Annotated in this window: 14 protein-coding genes and 1 pseudogene; 4 read left to right on the plus strand and 11 right to left on the minus strand. The window is 47.8% G+C overall.

The genetic code is table 11. The annotated features are described in order from the left end of the window. Positions 1 to 3 precede the first annotated feature (3 nt). The 6 genes from BQ9893_RS03535 to BQ9893_RS03560 form a co-directional block, all read right to left on the minus strand. A complete protein-coding gene (locus tag BQ9893_RS03535; protein WP_075964762.1) occupies positions 4 to 2,583 on the minus strand; it encodes a family 78 glycoside hydrolase catalytic domain in 2,580 nt (859 codons plus the stop codon). Positions 2,584 to 2,594: 11 nt separating this feature from the next. Next, positions 2,595 to 4,346, minus strand: a complete 1,752-nt coding sequence (locus tag BQ9893_RS03540; protein WP_075964763.1) for an alpha-L-rhamnosidase-related protein — start codon at positions 4,344 to 4,346, stop codon at positions 2,595 to 2,597. Positions 4,347 to 4,503: 157 nt separating this feature from the next. Further along, complete coding sequence (gene rhaD / locus BQ9893_RS03545) at positions 4,504 to 5,304, minus strand: rhamnulose-1-phosphate aldolase (protein WP_075964764.1); 801 nt, start codon at positions 5,302 to 5,304, stop codon at positions 4,504 to 4,506. Positions 5,305 to 5,384: 80 nt separating this feature from the next. Further along, positions 5,385 to 6,410 (minus strand): L-rhamnose/proton symporter RhaT, encoded by a 1,026-nt coding sequence (gene rhaT / locus BQ9893_RS03550; RefSeq protein WP_075964765.1) that lies wholly within the window; start codon positions 6,408 to 6,410, stop codon positions 5,385 to 5,387. Further along, positions 6,410 to 7,666: an L-rhamnose isomerase gene (locus tag BQ9893_RS03555; protein ID WP_075964766.1), complete on the minus strand. Its 1,257-nt coding sequence runs from the start codon at positions 7,664 to 7,666 to the stop codon at positions 6,410 to 6,412. Before BQ9893_RS03555 ends, rhaT begins: the two co-directional genes overlap by 1 nt. 4 nt (positions 7,667 to 7,670) lie before the next feature. Next, on the minus strand, positions 7,671 to 9,149 hold the full coding sequence (locus tag BQ9893_RS03560; RefSeq protein ID WP_075964767.1) for a rhamnulokinase: 1,479 nt from the start codon (positions 9,147 to 9,149) through the stop codon (positions 7,671 to 7,673). A 101-nt stretch (positions 9,150 to 9,250) separates the two neighbouring features. Between BQ9893_RS03560 and BQ9893_RS03565 the strand changes: the two genes are divergently transcribed. After that, positions 9,251 to 10,153 (plus strand): AraC family transcriptional regulator, encoded by a 903-nt coding sequence (locus BQ9893_RS03565; protein ID WP_075965390.1) that lies wholly within the window; start codon positions 9,251 to 9,253, stop codon positions 10,151 to 10,153. 30 nt (positions 10,154 to 10,183) lie between these two features. Here BQ9893_RS03565 and BQ9893_RS03570 read toward each other — a convergent pair whose 3' ends face one another. Continuing rightward, the gene (locus BQ9893_RS03570; protein ID WP_075964768.1) at positions 10,184 to 10,561 is read right to left on the minus strand and encodes a GtrA family protein; all 378 of its coding nucleotides are present in this window, start codon (positions 10,559 to 10,561) and stop codon (positions 10,184 to 10,186) included. 144 nt (positions 10,562 to 10,705) lie between these two features. Between BQ9893_RS03570 and BQ9893_RS03575 the strand changes: the two are divergent. From BQ9893_RS03575 to BQ9893_RS03580, 3 genes and pseudogenes are all read left to right on the plus strand, one after another. Then, positions 10,706 to 11,116, plus strand: a pseudogene (locus BQ9893_RS03575) (TlpA family protein disulfide reductase); the annotation flags it as partial. A gap of 506 nt (positions 11,117 to 11,622) precedes the next feature. Further along, positions 11,623 to 11,790 carry a hypothetical protein gene (locus tag BQ9893_RS21590; RefSeq protein ID WP_167369838.1) on the plus strand — a complete coding sequence of 56 codons (168 nt, stop codon included), beginning with the start codon at positions 11,623 to 11,625 and terminating at the stop codon, positions 11,788 to 11,790. A 41-nt stretch (positions 11,791 to 11,831) separates the two neighbouring features. Continuing rightward, a complete protein-coding gene (locus tag BQ9893_RS03580; protein WP_075964769.1) occupies positions 11,832 to 12,257 on the plus strand; it encodes a DUF5053 domain-containing protein in 426 nt (141 codons plus the stop codon). Positions 12,258 to 12,551: 294 nt separating this feature from the next. Here the strand turns inward: BQ9893_RS03580 and BQ9893_RS03585 are convergent, their stop codons facing one another. The 4 genes from BQ9893_RS03585 to BQ9893_RS03600 all read right to left on the minus strand — a co-directional run bounded on the left by BQ9893_RS03585 (position 12,552) and on the right by BQ9893_RS03600 (position 15,341). Further along, the gene (locus BQ9893_RS03585) at positions 12,552 to 13,004 is read right to left on the minus strand and encodes an HU family DNA-binding protein (RefSeq protein ID WP_075964770.1); all 453 of its coding nucleotides are present in this window, start codon (positions 13,002 to 13,004) and stop codon (positions 12,552 to 12,554) included. Between the two features lie 277 nt (positions 13,005 to 13,281). Then, a complete protein-coding gene (locus BQ9893_RS03590; protein WP_075964771.1) occupies positions 13,282 to 14,178 on the minus strand; it encodes a hypothetical protein in 897 nt (298 codons plus the stop codon). A gap of 12 nt (positions 14,179 to 14,190) precedes the next feature. Further along, positions 14,191 to 14,697: a hypothetical protein gene (locus BQ9893_RS03595; RefSeq protein ID WP_075964772.1), complete on the minus strand. Its 507-nt coding sequence runs from the start codon at positions 14,695 to 14,697 to the stop codon at positions 14,191 to 14,193. Continuing rightward, a complete protein-coding gene (locus BQ9893_RS03600; RefSeq protein ID WP_075964773.1) occupies positions 14,694 to 15,341 on the minus strand; it encodes a hypothetical protein in 648 nt (215 codons plus the stop codon). The genes BQ9893_RS03595 and BQ9893_RS03600 overlap by 4 nt, the downstream gene beginning before the upstream one ends. Positions 15,342 to 15,388: the final 47 nt, after the last annotated feature.

Raw genomic sequence — 15,388 nt, forward strand, 5'->3', positions numbered from 1 at the left:
CGTTTAATAAGTATTCACATATGTACCCGAACCGACCGTTTCCGTCTTATCGCCGACACGGATCTCGGCCGTACAACCGGACGGGATCGTCACGGTGAGCGTAACCTTGCCGCCTTCCCGTTTCCATTCGCTCGAAATCATTCCGCGTACGGAGCGATACTCACCTTTCGCCCAATCCATTCCTTCCACAAAATGAGGCGTGATCAGGATGTGGCGGAATCCGGGTTCAGCGGCATCATAGTTGATGCCGGCAAGCTGGTTCATCATCCAGGCGGAGACATCTCCCATAAAGACATGGTTCAGGGAAGCATCGCGAAATTCAGGGCTTAACGTCCATGTTTCGGGCAACGTCGTATACCCCATCGTCTCTACCCAATAGCCCCAAGAGGGAGCTTCCGTCTTCGTGATCATCTTCATGGCGTCCTCGACATAGCCGTAGCGCGTCAGCATGGCCGGAACAGACTTGCTTCCGAGCAGGCCGAAATCGAGAAAATGGTTGTTGGCACGTACGACCTCGCAAAGTTTATCGGCGACCAACTGCTCCTTTCCTTCCGGCACGATCCCTAAATAGAGCGCGATCGCCTGTGCCGTCTGAGTTCCTTCGGCATAGACTCCTGTTTCGGGATTGAAGAACCGGCTGTTGACCAAGTCTTTCAGCTCATCGGCTTTCTGCCGGTACGGGGCGGCATCTTTGCCCAACAGTTCGGCGAAACGGGCCATCAAGGTATAATCCAGATAATAATAGGCGGTAGAGGTATAGGTATTGTCGGTCGTAGACTTCCAGTACACCCAGTCTCCCAAGCCGAATGTCAGGTAACCACCGTCTTTCTCTTTCGCTTTCAGGTAATCCAGATAGCGCAACATCGTAGGATAGAGATTCTCGATACTGCGTGTCTCACCGTAATAGTTATACAGGGCGTTCGGGATGATAAACATGGCAGCATCCCATACCGGGCCGGGCCATTCGCCATATCCCCAACCACTGGACGGGATAATGCCGGAGATTTCGCCGGCTTCGCGCTGGTTGTCGATGAAGTCGTTCATCCATTTTTCGTACAAGGTGATGCCGTCGAACCCCAACAGGCCGAGATCGATCGCGATATGCGCATCGGCCGTCCATCCGTTCTTCTCCCGCTGCGGGCAATCGGTCGGGATGCTGTGCAGGTTGCTGCGGTAGGCTTCCATTGTCGCCTTCCATATCTTGTTCAGCAACGGATCGGAGCAGGCGAACGAACCGACGGGATCTACCGCCGTATGCATAAACAGCCCCGTCAGGCTCTCTTTTGCCAGGGTCACGGGAGCCGAACTTTCGACCTCCACATACTGAAAACCGTGATAAGCAAAAGAAGGCATGAAGACTTCCTCCTCACCCGTTCCTTTCAGCGTGAACACGTCCATCTGGAAGACCTCGCCCGGTTTCACGGGATGATAATAGACATCGATATTTCCCTGTTCCAGACGACCGTCCTTCTTCAGCAGCTCCCCATGCTTCAGGGTGATCCGCGTACCGGGAGCACCTTTCACCTTCAGGCGGGACAAGCCGGCAAAGTTCTTTTCGAAAGAGAACACATAGAGTTTGTCACTGAATTTCTTCATCGAAACGGGCGACAATTCTTCCGTAATCCGGATTCCCGGCATCTGCTGGGCGACCAACAAGGGAGCCGGAGCTTCCGTCACCTGTGCCGGAGCCCACTTGCTATCGTCGAATCCGTCCGCGTTCCAACCGTTTTCTTCCAACGTAGCGTCATATTTGTCGCCGCTGTAGATATTATTATAGGTATAGGGGCCGGTCGCCGTGCGCCAGCTCTCGTCGGTGGTGACGATCTCGGTTGTGCCGTCGGCATAGCGCAGACGCAGTTCGCAGAGCATCCGGGGACGATTGCGCCAACGGGCCGTCTCGAAGTTCCAGACAGCTTTGGACTGTACGTTGTGCCAGCCATTGCCCAAAACGGCAGCGATGGCGTTGCCTCCCTGTTTTAAAAGAGAGGTCACATCGTGCGTCACATACAGGATGCGTTTGTCAAAATGCGTATACCCCGGATCAAGATAGTTCTCTCCTACCCGCTTGCCGTTGATAAACAGATCGTAATAGCCGGCGGCAGCCACATACACGCGGGCTTCTTCGATTGCTTTTCCGAGTGTAAAAGCTTTGCGGAACATGGGGGCCGGCTCAAACTCCTTGTCGTGGCTGTCGGTTATCCATTTTCCCGACCAGTCGGACGGGTTGAACTTGGCTGTTTCGAAAGTAGCCGTTTCCGAAGTCTTGCAAACATTCCCGTCCCGATCCCATACCGTCACGTTCCAATAGTAGCGGGTATGCGGTTCCAATGCCATGTTGCCGGTGTACGGTTGCAGATTATCCGGCGAAGTCCCGATACGGATTTCCGAACGGGAAGCCAGGAAGTTCTTCTCGCCACCTTTGTACTCCCAGGTGAAACGGGGACTTCGGGTATCCAGCCCGATCGGTTCGCGCAGGTATTCGGTCCGCAAATTAACCGGAACCGTAAGCTCGTTTTTACCTTTACAACCCAACAACGAGAGAAAAGCAAGCGAGCAGATCAACAGAGTGTTTTTCTTTCCCATATCTGATTTGATTATTGTAATATTTTTACTTCGGACGGTGCGTCGATCCGGCTCCGGACTTTCCCGTCGGCACCTTTTTCGTGGCGGACGGTGATCACGCCGTAAGAAGTCGGGAACGTTCCTTCCACCCACTCCAAATCACCCAAATGAGGAGTGATCCGGACAACGCGGCAACCCGGTTCCACCACCTGAACGCCCAACACATATTCACTCAGCCAGGAGGTCGGACCGGAAGCCCAACCGTGGCAAAGGCTATGGCGGAAACCTTTATAGCAATAAGCTCCGTAATCGCCATGAATATCTTTCTTGCCTGCCGGAACCGGTTCATCGATGCGGGAAGCGCCGGGCAACCAGTCCAAGTTGAAATCTTCCCAAAAAGTGGTCGCACCCAAATCGAGCATCGCGCCCCAGAATTGACGGATCACGTCGATCGCGCCCTGATAATTGCCGGCGGCAGCCATCGCACGCAGCATATAATAGCCATAGAAAGTAGAGAATCCATGCCCTCCGTTTACCGTGAGGTACTTCCGGTCGGCCTCTTCCGGTTTCATCAACCCCGCCAACGCCAACAGAGAAGCTGCCTGCTTCGATCCCGGCGCGTCCGGGGCGACACCGGATTTCAGGAAAGGCTTTATCACCTTCGAAGCCGCCTTGGTCATTCTGTCCTTCACGGCTTCGCATTCGGCCGCCAACGCATCTTCGCCCAATACTTTGCAAAGTTCGCCGCCCGCTTTCATCGCCTGTAACATCAAAGCCTGCAAGCCGGCATTTATGGCAACCGGGTTTTCATTGGACGGCCAATCGAGGAAACGGCCTCCTCCGTCGAGCTTCTCCACGCCGTCTTCACCGACCTTGGAGATCAGAAGACGAAGCAAACCGGTCAGATAGTTCTTTTGTTCCTTCAGGTAGGCCAAATCTCCCTGATAGTAATACCAGTCGCGATGGATCAGCAACCACCAGATGGAGTAGCTGCACATCCCGTTCATCCATTCGGGCAACGGCGTGATATCGCGGATCAGGTCAAGGCTTTTCGGAACGACTTCATTATAACCGAAAACGGTATTTACGGTCATCACTTCCGGGTGAAGGTCGCCCACCCAAACCAGACGGTCGCGCTTGATCCCGTCCCAGAGGTATTCCTGCATATTCAGATGTACGGTGTAGGCACCGGTCTGCCAGATATTGTTCAACCGTTCGTCGTTGCAACGGAAAGATCCTTTATAAGGAATATCACGGAAAGTCGAGATGGCACGGACTTCCTTCAGATGCAATTCGGCGGAATCGTCCAAGAGGTCGATACGTACGAAACGGAAACCGGAATTACCAACTTCCATGACACCCAGCCAAGGCAGGCGAATGGTAAAATCGCGCATGGCATGATCGTTGGTAGCTCCGTTTACACCGTCGATGTCACACATTGCTTCGCTGACAGACTCGCCGAAACGAACGCGTATGGCCACCGGTTCGTGCGAGGCCGGCATCCCGGTGACTATCTGGAGACCGCCTTGCAGCTCTTTTCCGAAATCGAAGAGGATGGCGGGGTGCTGCCGGTCGGTACTTGTCAAACGGCAAATCGAACGGTTTGCCAGATCGGACTGCCCGTTTCCGGGAAGAAGCAAATGGTCTGCGCCCTGTATCAATTGGCTTTCCTGCTGCCATACGATGCGTGCGGGAGGCAGATATTCGCGCACACGACTATCCCGCTGTTGGGCAAACAACGGGACAGAGAAGAAAAGAAATATGAGAATAAAAAACTGTTTCATGGTACATGGGGGTTTATATGGATGATGACACTTATCGGTGTGAAACATGGATAACATGGCTATACAAAATTATTATCGTCCGTATTTCAATGGGCGGAGTAGAACCCCGCCCCTACGGTATGCCATTATTTTATTGCGCACCGATAAATCATAAATCTCAAAGTCCAAACGCCGGGACCAAATCATCCAACTGCTTGTCGGTCATGCCGGCGGGTTCGTATCCGGCCATGCGTGCACTGAAATAGATTTGGGCGGACTTGCTCAGGGTGTCTATTGCGTCGAAACATTCGATCAGGTCTTCGCCGACTGCCAGAATACCGTGTTTCTCCCAGAATACGACATCGTGCTTTTCCAATTGTTTAATGGTGGCACGTGCCAAATCCAGCGTACCGGGTATTTCATAGGGAACGATGCCGACACCTTTCGGGACAATGATACGGCATTCGGGAATCATGCTCCACAACGTGCGGGTGATGACGTCCGAATCCAGGAAGGGTTTGCAATGCGTCATACCGATCAGGTCGGTCGGGTGCGTATGCAGAACGACCTTATTATCACGTCCCAGGCTGCGCAGATAATTATGCATCATCAGGTGCGAAGGTAACTCGGAAGTAGGCAGAATCAATTGTTCGGCAATGATATCATAACTTTTGCCATCTCCGGCGATACGGATCAGCGAACCGTTGGCAAACGGGTCTTGTGCGACATAACGCATCCGCTTTCCGGTGCCGGTGACATAGAAAATATGTCCGGCAAGGGCAGTCATCGCCTCCTGTAAAGGAATAGCCGGTCCCAGTGCGGGAAGTGCTTTTTCGACGTCGCCCATCAGGTCGGTCAGGTTTACGGAAATGTTACCGCCGTTGCGTTCCGCCCATCCTTTTGTCCAGAGATAGCCGGCCACTTCGGCGATACGGCCGATTTCGGCCATCAATTTTTCATTGTTTCTGATTGTTTTCATTTTACTTATATATCTTTTTTATGAGGGACACGCCCTCCGACTCAAAATCGTTCTTCACTTAATCAAGTCCGATCATTATCTTAAATCAGATTAGGCAGCAAAAGCGAGAATATCAGGAGACACATGCCGCAGACCAAAACAACGATCGTCTGCCGGCTCACCCCTTTCCACTCTTTCAGGATAATGCCCCACACATTGCTGAAGATCACATTCAGCGACATCAGTATGCTCCACGAAAAAGCCAACATCACCGGAGAATCGGCAAAATAGCTCTTTCCCATTCCCAACCCGAAGAATTGCGAATACCACAAGACACCTGCCAACGCGCAAAATAAGACATTATTCAGCAAAGTACCGCCCGATACGGAGAAATAATCTTTCCCCGTCCCGTTCTTTACATTCTGGAAGAGGCAATAAGAGGCGTTCGTGATAAAGCCTCCGATCGTCACCAACAGGATCACCGGGTTCAGCGCGAACAACTCGCTTGCGCCGGACTGCTTCGCCTTCTCAAGGATCGGAGCGCCGGATTCCAGTCCCAGATTGAAACAGGCACTCATCACTCCCGCCAAAAGAGCGACAAGCAAGCCTTTCGTCAACGCAAAATCCTTTACGGCCGCTTTCTTTTCCTCTTCGGTCATATTACGGGCACGAAGACTTCCGGCATACCCGATCACGGCGATACCGGCAAGCGTGATGCACACGCCGATCAGCAGGACCAGTCCGTCGCCATGAAACAAGTCCGTTCCGCCAAATACGGCCGGGAAAAGCGTTCCGAAACCGGCACACGTTCCAAGCGCGATGCTCTGGCCGAGCGCAACCCCCAGATAGCGCATGCTCAACCCGAAGGTCAGGCCGCCGATTCCCCACAGGATTCCGTAGATAACGGCTCCTGCTGCTCCGCCGGCACTCCACAGCTCCGGAAGGCTGCTCCCGTCGGGAACGGCAAGTTGCGCTCCCAAGAACGGAAAGACGAGCCAGGCAAAAACGCCCTGCACCAGCCAGAAGCTTTCCCAACTCCAACCCTTGACTTTATTGATCGGGACATAGGAACTGCTCTGCCCGAAGCTGCCAATTGCAATTATGATCAATCCAATGATTATTTCCATTATCGTTTGCTTGTTACTTCGGCTTCATATTTTTCTATCTCAGCAATATAATCCTCACCTACCGGAACGTCGTTTTGCAGGCAGAACATATCCCAGACGGCTGTCCACGGAAGGCTCTTCAGTTCCTCCTGCAAAGCCAGGCGTTGGAAAAACTTGCCTTCGGCCTCGTATTGCTGCAAGGTCGCAGACGGTTCGAGAAGGGCTTGCATAAAGGCTTTCTGCGTGGCGCGGCAACCGATCACGTAGGCTCCGATACGGTTGATCGTCGCATCGAAATAGTCCAGGCCGATATGCACCCGATCCAAAGCCTTGCAACGGATGATTTCGCGTGCCAGGTCGAGCAGGTCGTCGTTCAGGATCACCACATGGTCGCTGTCCCAACGAACCGGACGGCTCACGTGCAACATGATCTCCGGCGTAAAGAGAAGCAGGGCGGAAACCTTGTCGGCGATACTTTCGGTCAGATGGAAATGGCCCGTGTCGAGCGTCACGATCTTATTCTTCTTCGCACCGTAGCCCAAGTAGAAATCGTAGGAACCGACCGTATAACTTTCCAGGCCAATGCCGAACAGTTTGGCTTCGATACAGTCCTTCATATTCTTATACTCGGTTGCAAAAATCTCGTCAAGCGACTGTTCCAGTATCTGGCGGTATTTGAGACGGCTGGCAGGCACTTCCTTGCTGCCGTCGTGAATCCAGAGGTTCATGATACAGGGATCATCCTGATATTTCCCCATCTCTTCGCTGATCCAGCGGCAACGTTTCGTATGTTCGATCCAGAAATTACGGATCGCATCGTCGGGATTAGCCAACGTCAGATTGCCGCTTTTCGGATGCGAGAAAGACGTGCTGTTGAAATCCAGCTTCATCCCGTTCTCTTTCGCCCACTGCATCCAGCTTTCGAAGTGAACGGGTTCCACTTCGTCGCGATCGACCTTTTTGCCCTGGAAGTCGCCATATATTTCATGCAGGTTCAAGCGGTGTTTGCCGGCGATCATCGAAGCCGCCTTCAGGACATCGGCACGAACTTCGTCGATCGTGCGGGCACGTCCCGGATAGTTGCCTGTCACCTGGATCCCGCCCGTCAGCGAACCGCCCTGGTTCTCGAAGCCGCTCACGTCGTCCGCCTGCCAACAATGCATGGAGAGAGAAATCTTCTGCAATTTGTCCATTGCTTCCTTCACATCCACTCCGACAGCTGCATAGCGTTCAACAGCTGCCTCATACGCTTGTCTGATAATGTTTTCTTTTGTCATGGTCTTATTTTTTTGAGGTTACAGATTGATATTTCTTAAAAGCCTCTTCCCATTCGCCACCGCCTTCCGGGAGGAAGACAGCCGGCGATAGGAAAGAGTTGATCAAACGGCGCATCTCCCAACGGTCGGCCACTAATCCTGCCGCCCTCGCCTGCACCATACAGTTGCCGATTGCCGTTGCCTCGGAAGGTCCTGCCACAACCGGCATGTTTATTACATTTGCCGTAAACTGATTGAGAAGATTATTCATCGATCCTCCCCCGATCACGTGCAATTTGCGAATCTGGAAAGGAGCTATTTCGGATAACAGCGCCAGTACCTCCCTGTAGCGGAATGCCAGGCTTTCAAAGATACAACGGATAAATTCGTCATCCTCCACAGGTTCCTGCTGCCCCGTCTCGCGGCAATAGTTCCTGATCGCCTCCGTCATGCTCGGCGGGTTGGCGAAACGCGGATCGTCGGGGTTCACGAAACAACGGAAAGGCGTCGCCCGTTCCGCCATCTTGACTATCGCCGGATAGGAATAATCGCGTCCGGCCTTCTCCCACTCTTTCCGGCACTGTTCGAGCAGCCACATCCCCGTGATATTTTTCAGGAAACGGGTCGTCCCGTCTATACCGCCCTCGTTCGTGAAGTTATGCCTGAAAGATTCTTCCGAGATAATCGGTTCTTCCGTCTCGATCCCCATAAGGCTCCATGTGCCGCTGCTAAGATAGGCAAATTCCCGGTCTGCAGCCGGAACGGCGGCGACGGCCGAAGCCGTATCATGGCCGGCAACCGCGATGACCGGCACTTTGCCGATCCCCGTTTCCCGCGCAAGCGCATCGGTCAGCTCTCCTACCACCGTCCCCGGCATTACGACCGGGCGCATGATGGACGGGGCCACACCGGCCGCTTCCAACAAGGAAGCCTCGAATTTCTTCGTCACCGGATTCAGCAACCCGGAAGTGGAAGCATCCGTATATTCGCATACCTTTTTGCCCGTCAACAGGTAAGAAAGCAGGTCGGGCATGAAGAGTATCTCTTCGGCGGCCTCCAGCGGCCCGAAGCCTTCCTGCTTAGCTCTGAACAACTGGAAAACACTATTGAAGTTCATGATCTGTATGCCGGTGAGCCGGTAGACTTCCGAACGAGGAATCCGCCGGAAATATTCTTCCGGAGCTCCTTCCGTGTAAGGATCGCGATACGCACGCGGCAGCCCCAACAGCGTGCCGTCTTTCGCCAGATATCCGAAATCGACTCCCCAGGTATCGATCCCGACAGAGTCCGGGACCACGTTCCGGCGTGCACAAATCGTGAGGCTTTCTTTCAAGGCATCATACAATTGATAGATGTTCCAGTAATATTTCCCATGCAACTCCATGATCGCATTCGGGAAGCGGTGGAGTTCCTGCATTTCAAATTTGTCACCGACCAAAGTGCCAAGCACGGCACGTCCGCTGGTCGCTCCTATGTCAAAAGCTAAAAAGTTATATTTCTTCATGGTACAACAAAGTTGTTTGTTTTACAATTGCAAAAGTAAACGGTAAATTACTATCTTTGCTTTTGAAAATGATTTTAAACCTTTCAAATCTGACAGAGGAGATGGAGAAACAACTAAACGATCAATCGAGATACCTGACGATAAGTGCGACAGACGAAGAATGGGGAATCGTCGTCACGACCGTCGGCTACCAGTTCATTCCCCCGAAAGGGAACTATCCTCTTTCGAAACATCCAGACAATTACAGCTTCAAGCCGCAGACCGGACGAATCCTGAACGAGTACCAACTGGTCTACATCACAAAGGGAAGCGGCTATTTTTCTTCACAATCCTGCAAGATGCAAAAGATAAACGCAGGCACGATGATCCTGCTTTTTCCGGGAGAATGGCACAGCTACTATCCCGACAGCGAGACGGGGTGGGACGAATACTGGGTCGGTTTTCGCGGTATCCACATCGACAAACGTGTGGAGAAACGCTTCTTTACCCGCGAAGAGCCGTTGCAGCACATAGGGCTCAGCGCGACGATCGTCGGGCTGTATGAGGACATCCTGAAATTCGCCTCGCAGGAAAAAACGGGCTACCAGGAGATGATTTCGAGCATCGTCCTCCATATACTGGGCACGGTCTATTATAAAAGAAGGAACAACTCCTTTACGAATGCCTACGTTGTGGACAAGATCAACGAAGCACGCATCCTGATGAAAGAGCAGGTGGAAAACCCGCTGACACCGGAGGAGATAGCTTCCCGCCTGGGGCTCGGCTACTCTTGGTTCCGCCGCATGTTCAAAGAATATACAGGCGTGTCGCCCGCCCAGTACCAATTGCAACAGAAACTACTGAAGGCAAAGGAACTGCTCACCAGCAGCAGCATGAACATCTCGGAAATCGCCTACAGCCTCAAGTTCGAGAATGCCGGACAGTTCTCCACCTTCTTCAAGAAAAAAGAGGGCATGACGCCGTCAGAGTTTAGGAACAATGGACAATTGACTATTGACAATTAAAAAAATACGGCTTACCGAAATTGTCAATTCTCAATTGTCAATTAAAAAAGTGATTTTCTTGTTCATCATATAGTTGACGGCGCCATAGATGAAGAGCCCGAGAAACTGGGCGAGGTATTCGTTCAGGTTGAAGATTTCCACCATAACGAGCAATGCGAGGAACTGGGCGCAGTAGGCACACCCGAATGCGATCAGGAAAAGAGGCACCTCACGGTGGAGCTTGCCGGTACGGGAAGAAAACACCCAGTATTTGCTCCAAAAGAAATTATTGATCTGCGCAATCACGTAGGCGATGATATTGGTAGCGATGTAGTTACAACCGAGCTTGTCCATCATCAGCCAGACAATCAAGACCGTAATCAGCGCATTCAGCGTGCCGATCAGCATAAACCGTATCACGCGTACCATATTTTTAGATTGTGAGACCAAACCCGTTTCCTGCTGTTTTGTTCTTTGACATTTGAATTTTCGGGGGACAAATATACAGGAATATTATGTAAATAGCCATACAAAAGGTCAAAAGTATGGCAAGCAACGCGTATCTTTGCCTTCATGAAATACTTATTGTTTTGCACAATCAGCCTGTTATCCCTCGCCGCCTGCATCCGCGAGGATGTGCCGTCTGCGGATGGCTTTGCTTTGGCGGAAGGTAACCCGTTGCCCGAATTCAGTATTTCCAACCCGTATGGGACGGTATCGAAAAAGGACCTGGAAAACAAATTCGCCCTGATCATTTTTTTCAGTACGACCTGCTCCGACTGCCGGAAAGCTTTTCCCGATATATACGCTTTATATAATGTATATAAAAACGATCCCTCCGTCCGTGTGCTCCTGATCGCCCGCAGCGAAACAGAAGAGCAGGTGGCGGCCTATTTCAGGGAACAGCAATACGACATGGAGTTTTTCGCCGACCCGGACCGGAAAACCTATTCCCTCTTTGCCGACAACATCATCCCCCGCGTATTCCTTGCCGGGAAGGACGGCACGCTTATCCTGACGCAAACGGAAAAGGTGGATGCGGAAGAGATCAAGGCTGCCATCCCAAACCTCTTGACTGGCCTTACCTCGAAAAGCGATACAAACCTGCAGATCTCGACCGAAAACCAAGACAGCACCGACTTCGCACTGTTCCCCAATCCCACCGACACGCTGACGCTGATACCTTTCTTCAACTCCTTCCTCGCCCGTTACGGGCAGAATCAAATATTTTGGAAAATTCCGCAAAAATCGGTCGCCTGAAAATAATCCGATTCTCAGAACACAAAAACAGAGGCTATGCCGTAAAACTTAATTACGACACAGCCTCCCTTTTCTGGATCCAGCCAGAACCTGCATGTAGGCATCACCTAATATTACTTCCATACAAACAAAATAATTAGAAATAATCTAAAGATTATTTACATAATAAGCAAAAGATTATTATATTTGTGGTGTCAAACAACACGAGTGATAATTTTAAATTTAAGCCTATGACAAAAGAAGAGCGGGAGGAGCTCATTCAACAAAAGGAAAATCTCAAGTTACTTTTTGAATTCCACAGCGGAAATCGGGTAATAAAGGGAGATCCGGAATTCGAACAGCACATAAACGATATTTTGGATATGATTGCTGAAATAGAAGAAAAACTAAAAGAGTAACTAACAAATCCCCTCTTCGGAGAGGCACAAAAAGTATATATATGAAGGATTTATCAAAGTTTTTACCAACCGATGACATGCGGGCGGATTTTGAAAAATTCAAAAGCATGTCACCTGAAGAACGTGCTGCTTTCCAGGAAGAACGAACTCGGAAAGTAGAAGCTCTGCCGGAAGACGAACAAGCTGCTTTTATCAAGGCTACCCATCAAGGATTAGTTGCGATCAAAGACGAGCTGCAGGATATCAAATTGACATTAGAATTAGGAGATGTGGCAAATGCTCTTTCTTTAAGTTATATTGCGAAGACGTACTTTGGTAAAAGTAAAAATTGGCTTTACCAGCGTTTGAATGGCTATAAAGTAAATGGGAAACCAGCACAGTTTACAGAAGAAGAACGCAAACGTTTTGCAGAAGCTCTCCTTGATTTGAGCCGGCGAATAAATGAAACTGCGCTTAAGTTTGCTTGAGCTCGGATTGTTTAACAGCAATTATGAAGAGGCTGCGTCAAAATAGGCGCAGCCTCTTTTTTGTAAGCTGTTGACAAACATAAAACAAAGCCCAGGCTTTCCCAAGCGTGGGTTTTGTCATGTCAGTATCTCGGATTATACGTCCGAAGATCAAATATTTTGGAAAATTCCGCAAAAATCGGTTGCCTGAAAATAATCCGATTCTCAGAACACAAAAACAGAGGCTATGCCGTAAAACTTAATTACGACACAGCCTCCCTTTTCTTCTCCTCTTCTCTCCGTATGACGGTTCCTCTACAATTCGCCGGGACGTTCTTCTTCACCTCCGCCGGAATCGTTCGTTTCGGAATTGCTGACGACGAAAGCGAACCGTTCGAACTGGGTATTCTCTCTCGCTTTGCGAAGTAACGACCCCGGACTGAACACGATGCGCGGAGTCTTGATCATCTCCGAATCAAACTCTTCGTCCGTCGCACTCCCGGTCGAACCGACACCGTAGCGGAAATTTCCAAACTCCCCGAACTGCACGCGCCGACCGGATGCCAAATGTTTGCGAATCAGGTAATTCATACGGTCGATCACCCCTTTCACCTGGTTGGTCGGAATACCCGCCTCCACGATTTCGTCCAAAAGGGATTCGAAACTGACCAGTTCCATATAAACCGGCTGTGCATACATCTTTTCAGGAACCTCTTCCTGATCCTTACCCATGTTCTTCTTCTTCACCAAACGATACTTTACTGACATAACTGTTTAATTTTTTAATTCGTGAATAACTTCTGAAATGCTTTGTTCTCGAAAACATGACAAAGATACTCCCCCTAAAAACAGTCCTGTCGCCATCTGTCGCCCTATGTCGGCATTTGTGGAGATGCATGGGCGGATGTAGGCAAAAAACAACAATCAGACTCCATTATAAATAAAATGAGCCCAGTACGATACCGAGCTCATTATTTAAATATTTTACAACGTTTCCAATTTTCAAAATTCGCTTCAAAATAAAACGTTCCTTTATTTACCAATGCTATTCAACTATCATAAAATTCCATTCTATATCCTGAGGATTACGAGGATACCATGTTTTACCATCAAGTTGTACACAAAAAGTAGTCAAAATCATTTTGTTATCACTATAATCTGCAAAATAGTTTCTTTTGACATTCCACAAGCCTCCTCCAACTACAGGATCAGTACCATATCCACATTTAGGAGAATCATCCGGATAAAAATGATCAGAGTTTATATTGGGTATTTCATATGTAACTTTATACGTATTAGCTATTTTTGTTCCTTGTACATATTCACCTCCTGTTTGGTCGGGATTTTTAGGATACATACTAACAACAGAAGTCTCTCCAAATTTTTCCATTGTAGTATATCCTTTTACAGTACGCGATATAATTGTACCTCCTGGTACTATTATAATTTTACCTGTATAATAGTATGTATATCCATTTTCATCACGATTATGATATCTACCAATTAAAACACTTGTCGCATCAGACTTGAACCATTCTCCAGAAGATTCTTTTGATATTAATGTAGAACCTGAGTCTAATACAGTAGTGCCTTCTCCATTCAACTTAACTAAAGCTGTTGCATATTGTGTTTTTCCATTTTCATCACCATCGTGTTTTCGCCCGACAATAACTCGATTTATCGGTGCTTCAAATCTCCCAAAAGATTCTTTAATAGAAGTATGCCATTGTACATCTTCAACAGTAATAATTCCAGATACAGATTTACCATCTTTATCTACTGCTTTAAGCGTTGAATACTCATATGTCGTTTGTCCATTTTCATCACCAACATGGTGACGTCCTGTTATAACACAATTTACAGGGCATAAAAAATAGCTTTTACTTTCTTTCATACTTTGTGAAAGACTTCTTACGTTAGGAACAATAATAATTTCGTCCATAATTTTTTTAATTTAATTGTTGATTGATTTTATATTTATATCCGCACTTATTCTTATCATTGTATCGTACATACTATAAAGAAAGAAATGACTCCGTTTTTCACCATAACATCTAAAATGACAAATAGAATCATTAATCGTAAAATAATCAATATTATCAAAACAAAAATTCGTTTTAGAACTATTGTTTTTAATCCACTCTATGCTATCATTTACGAAAGTAATATTTAGATCATCAAATTTAGTTTTATTTTTTCTGAAACATTTATTTATATTATCAATTTGATATGAGTATTGATTTTTATCTAAAGAATATATTTTCTTTCCAAACAAAATTACGTTTTCTTCAAAGAACAATTCTTCTATGGGGTTTCCGAATTTAGTACATAAAGTAAAAGATGATCCCTCTTTTATTTCTATGCAACAGTTGCGCGTTTCATACTCATCATCTTCTTTCGAACAAGAAATGAAGATCATGATAATATACAAAAACAAACAATATTTATACATAGCAATCATATATTCAATATATTAACATTCCATTTAAGATTATCAGGAGCACAAGGGAACCATATTTTGGGAGCACTACCAGAGACAACAAAGAACACAAGGCTTGTATTCATTGTAAACGTAGATTTATAGGTATTATATTGACCTACATATCCTCTTCGTGCATTTACAAAATTATCAGTTCTCGGATTATCTAATAACAAACCGCATTCTAATGATTCAGCCACATTGGGACGTTGATTACTTTGAAGTTGGAGTAAATAATAAGCCAATCCTATAGTTACATAATAGTCCTTATGGGCAGTGATACCCAATTTATCTGCTGTCTGAAAATCAGAAATATTGATTTTCAAATCAGAACATCCTTCATATGCTACAAAATCGATAAATCCGATCTTTGATACAGTGTTTATATCTGCTTTTAGAGCTAATTCAGAATATGTAAGTAAATAGTTATTTTTTAAAGAACCAAGATTTACTCTTTCATTTAAAAACAAATAAAACTCTTCCAAAGAAGGAATGACCGTAACTCCGCTTATTGAATCAACAGGTGCAATAAGACCTTTTGTAAATACTGTTTCAAAGTCATTTATAGCATCATTGGAACAAGAGCCACTTAATAAGCATAATAAGACGATATAAAAATAATTCATTTTGATATATTTATTAATTAGTTGTTAACAAGCAAATTGATTTCATT

The sequence above is a fragment of the Parabacteroides massiliensis genome, from assembly GCF_900155425.1.
In the GTDB taxonomy this organism is placed as follows: Bacteria; Bacteroidota; Bacteroidia; order Bacteroidales; family Tannerellaceae; genus Parabacteroides; species Parabacteroides massiliensis.

Excerpts from the sequence above, each read along its gene's own strand:
- BQ9893_RS03555 (WP_075964766.1), bottom strand. The coding sequence starts at position 7,666 with ATGACAAAAGAAAACATTATCAGACAAGCGTATGAGGCAGCTGTTGAA.
- BQ9893_RS03590 (WP_075964771.1), bottom strand. The coding sequence starts at position 14,178 with ATGGACGAAATTATTATTGTTCCTAACGTAAGAAGTCTTTCACAAAGT.
- BQ9893_RS03535 (WP_075964762.1), bottom strand. The coding sequence starts at position 2,583 with ATGGGAAAGAAAAACACTCTGTTGATCTGCTCGCTTGCTTTTCTCTCG.
- BQ9893_RS03560 (WP_075964767.1), bottom strand. The coding sequence starts at position 9,149 with ATGAAGAAATATAACTTTTTAGCTTTTGACATAGGAGCGACCAGCGGA.
- BQ9893_RS03600 (WP_075964773.1), bottom strand. The coding sequence starts at position 15,341 with ATGAATTATTTTTATATCGTCTTATTATGCTTATTAAGTGGCTCTTGT.
- BQ9893_RS03565 (WP_075965390.1), top strand. The coding sequence starts at position 9,251 with ATGGAGAAACAACTAAACGATCAATCGAGATACCTGACGATAAGTGCG.
- BQ9893_RS21590 (WP_167369838.1), top strand. The coding sequence starts at position 11,623 with ATGACAAAAGAAGAGCGGGAGGAGCTCATTCAACAAAAGGAAAATCTC.
- BQ9893_RS03540 (WP_075964763.1), bottom strand. The coding sequence starts at position 4,346 with ATGAAACAGTTTTTTATTCTCATATTTCTTTTCTTCTCTGTCCCGTTG.
- BQ9893_RS03570 (WP_075964768.1), bottom strand. The coding sequence starts at position 10,561 with ATGGTACGCGTGATACGGTTTATGCTGATCGGCACGCTGAATGCGCTG.
- BQ9893_RS03580 (WP_075964769.1), top strand. The coding sequence starts at position 11,832 with ATGAAGGATTTATCAAAGTTTTTACCAACCGATGACATGCGGGCGGAT.
- BQ9893_RS03595 (WP_075964772.1), bottom strand. The coding sequence starts at position 14,697 with ATGATTGCTATGTATAAATATTGTTTGTTTTTGTATATTATCATGATC.
- rhaT (WP_075964765.1), bottom strand. The coding sequence starts at position 6,410 with ATGGAAATAATCATTGGATTGATCATAATTGCAATTGGCAGCTTCGGG.
- rhaD (WP_075964764.1), bottom strand. The coding sequence starts at position 5,304 with ATGAAAACAATCAGAAACAATGAAAAATTGATGGCCGAAATCGGCCGT.
- BQ9893_RS03585 (WP_075964770.1), bottom strand. The coding sequence starts at position 13,004 with ATGTCAGTAAAGTATCGTTTGGTGAAGAAGAAGAACATGGGTAAGGAT.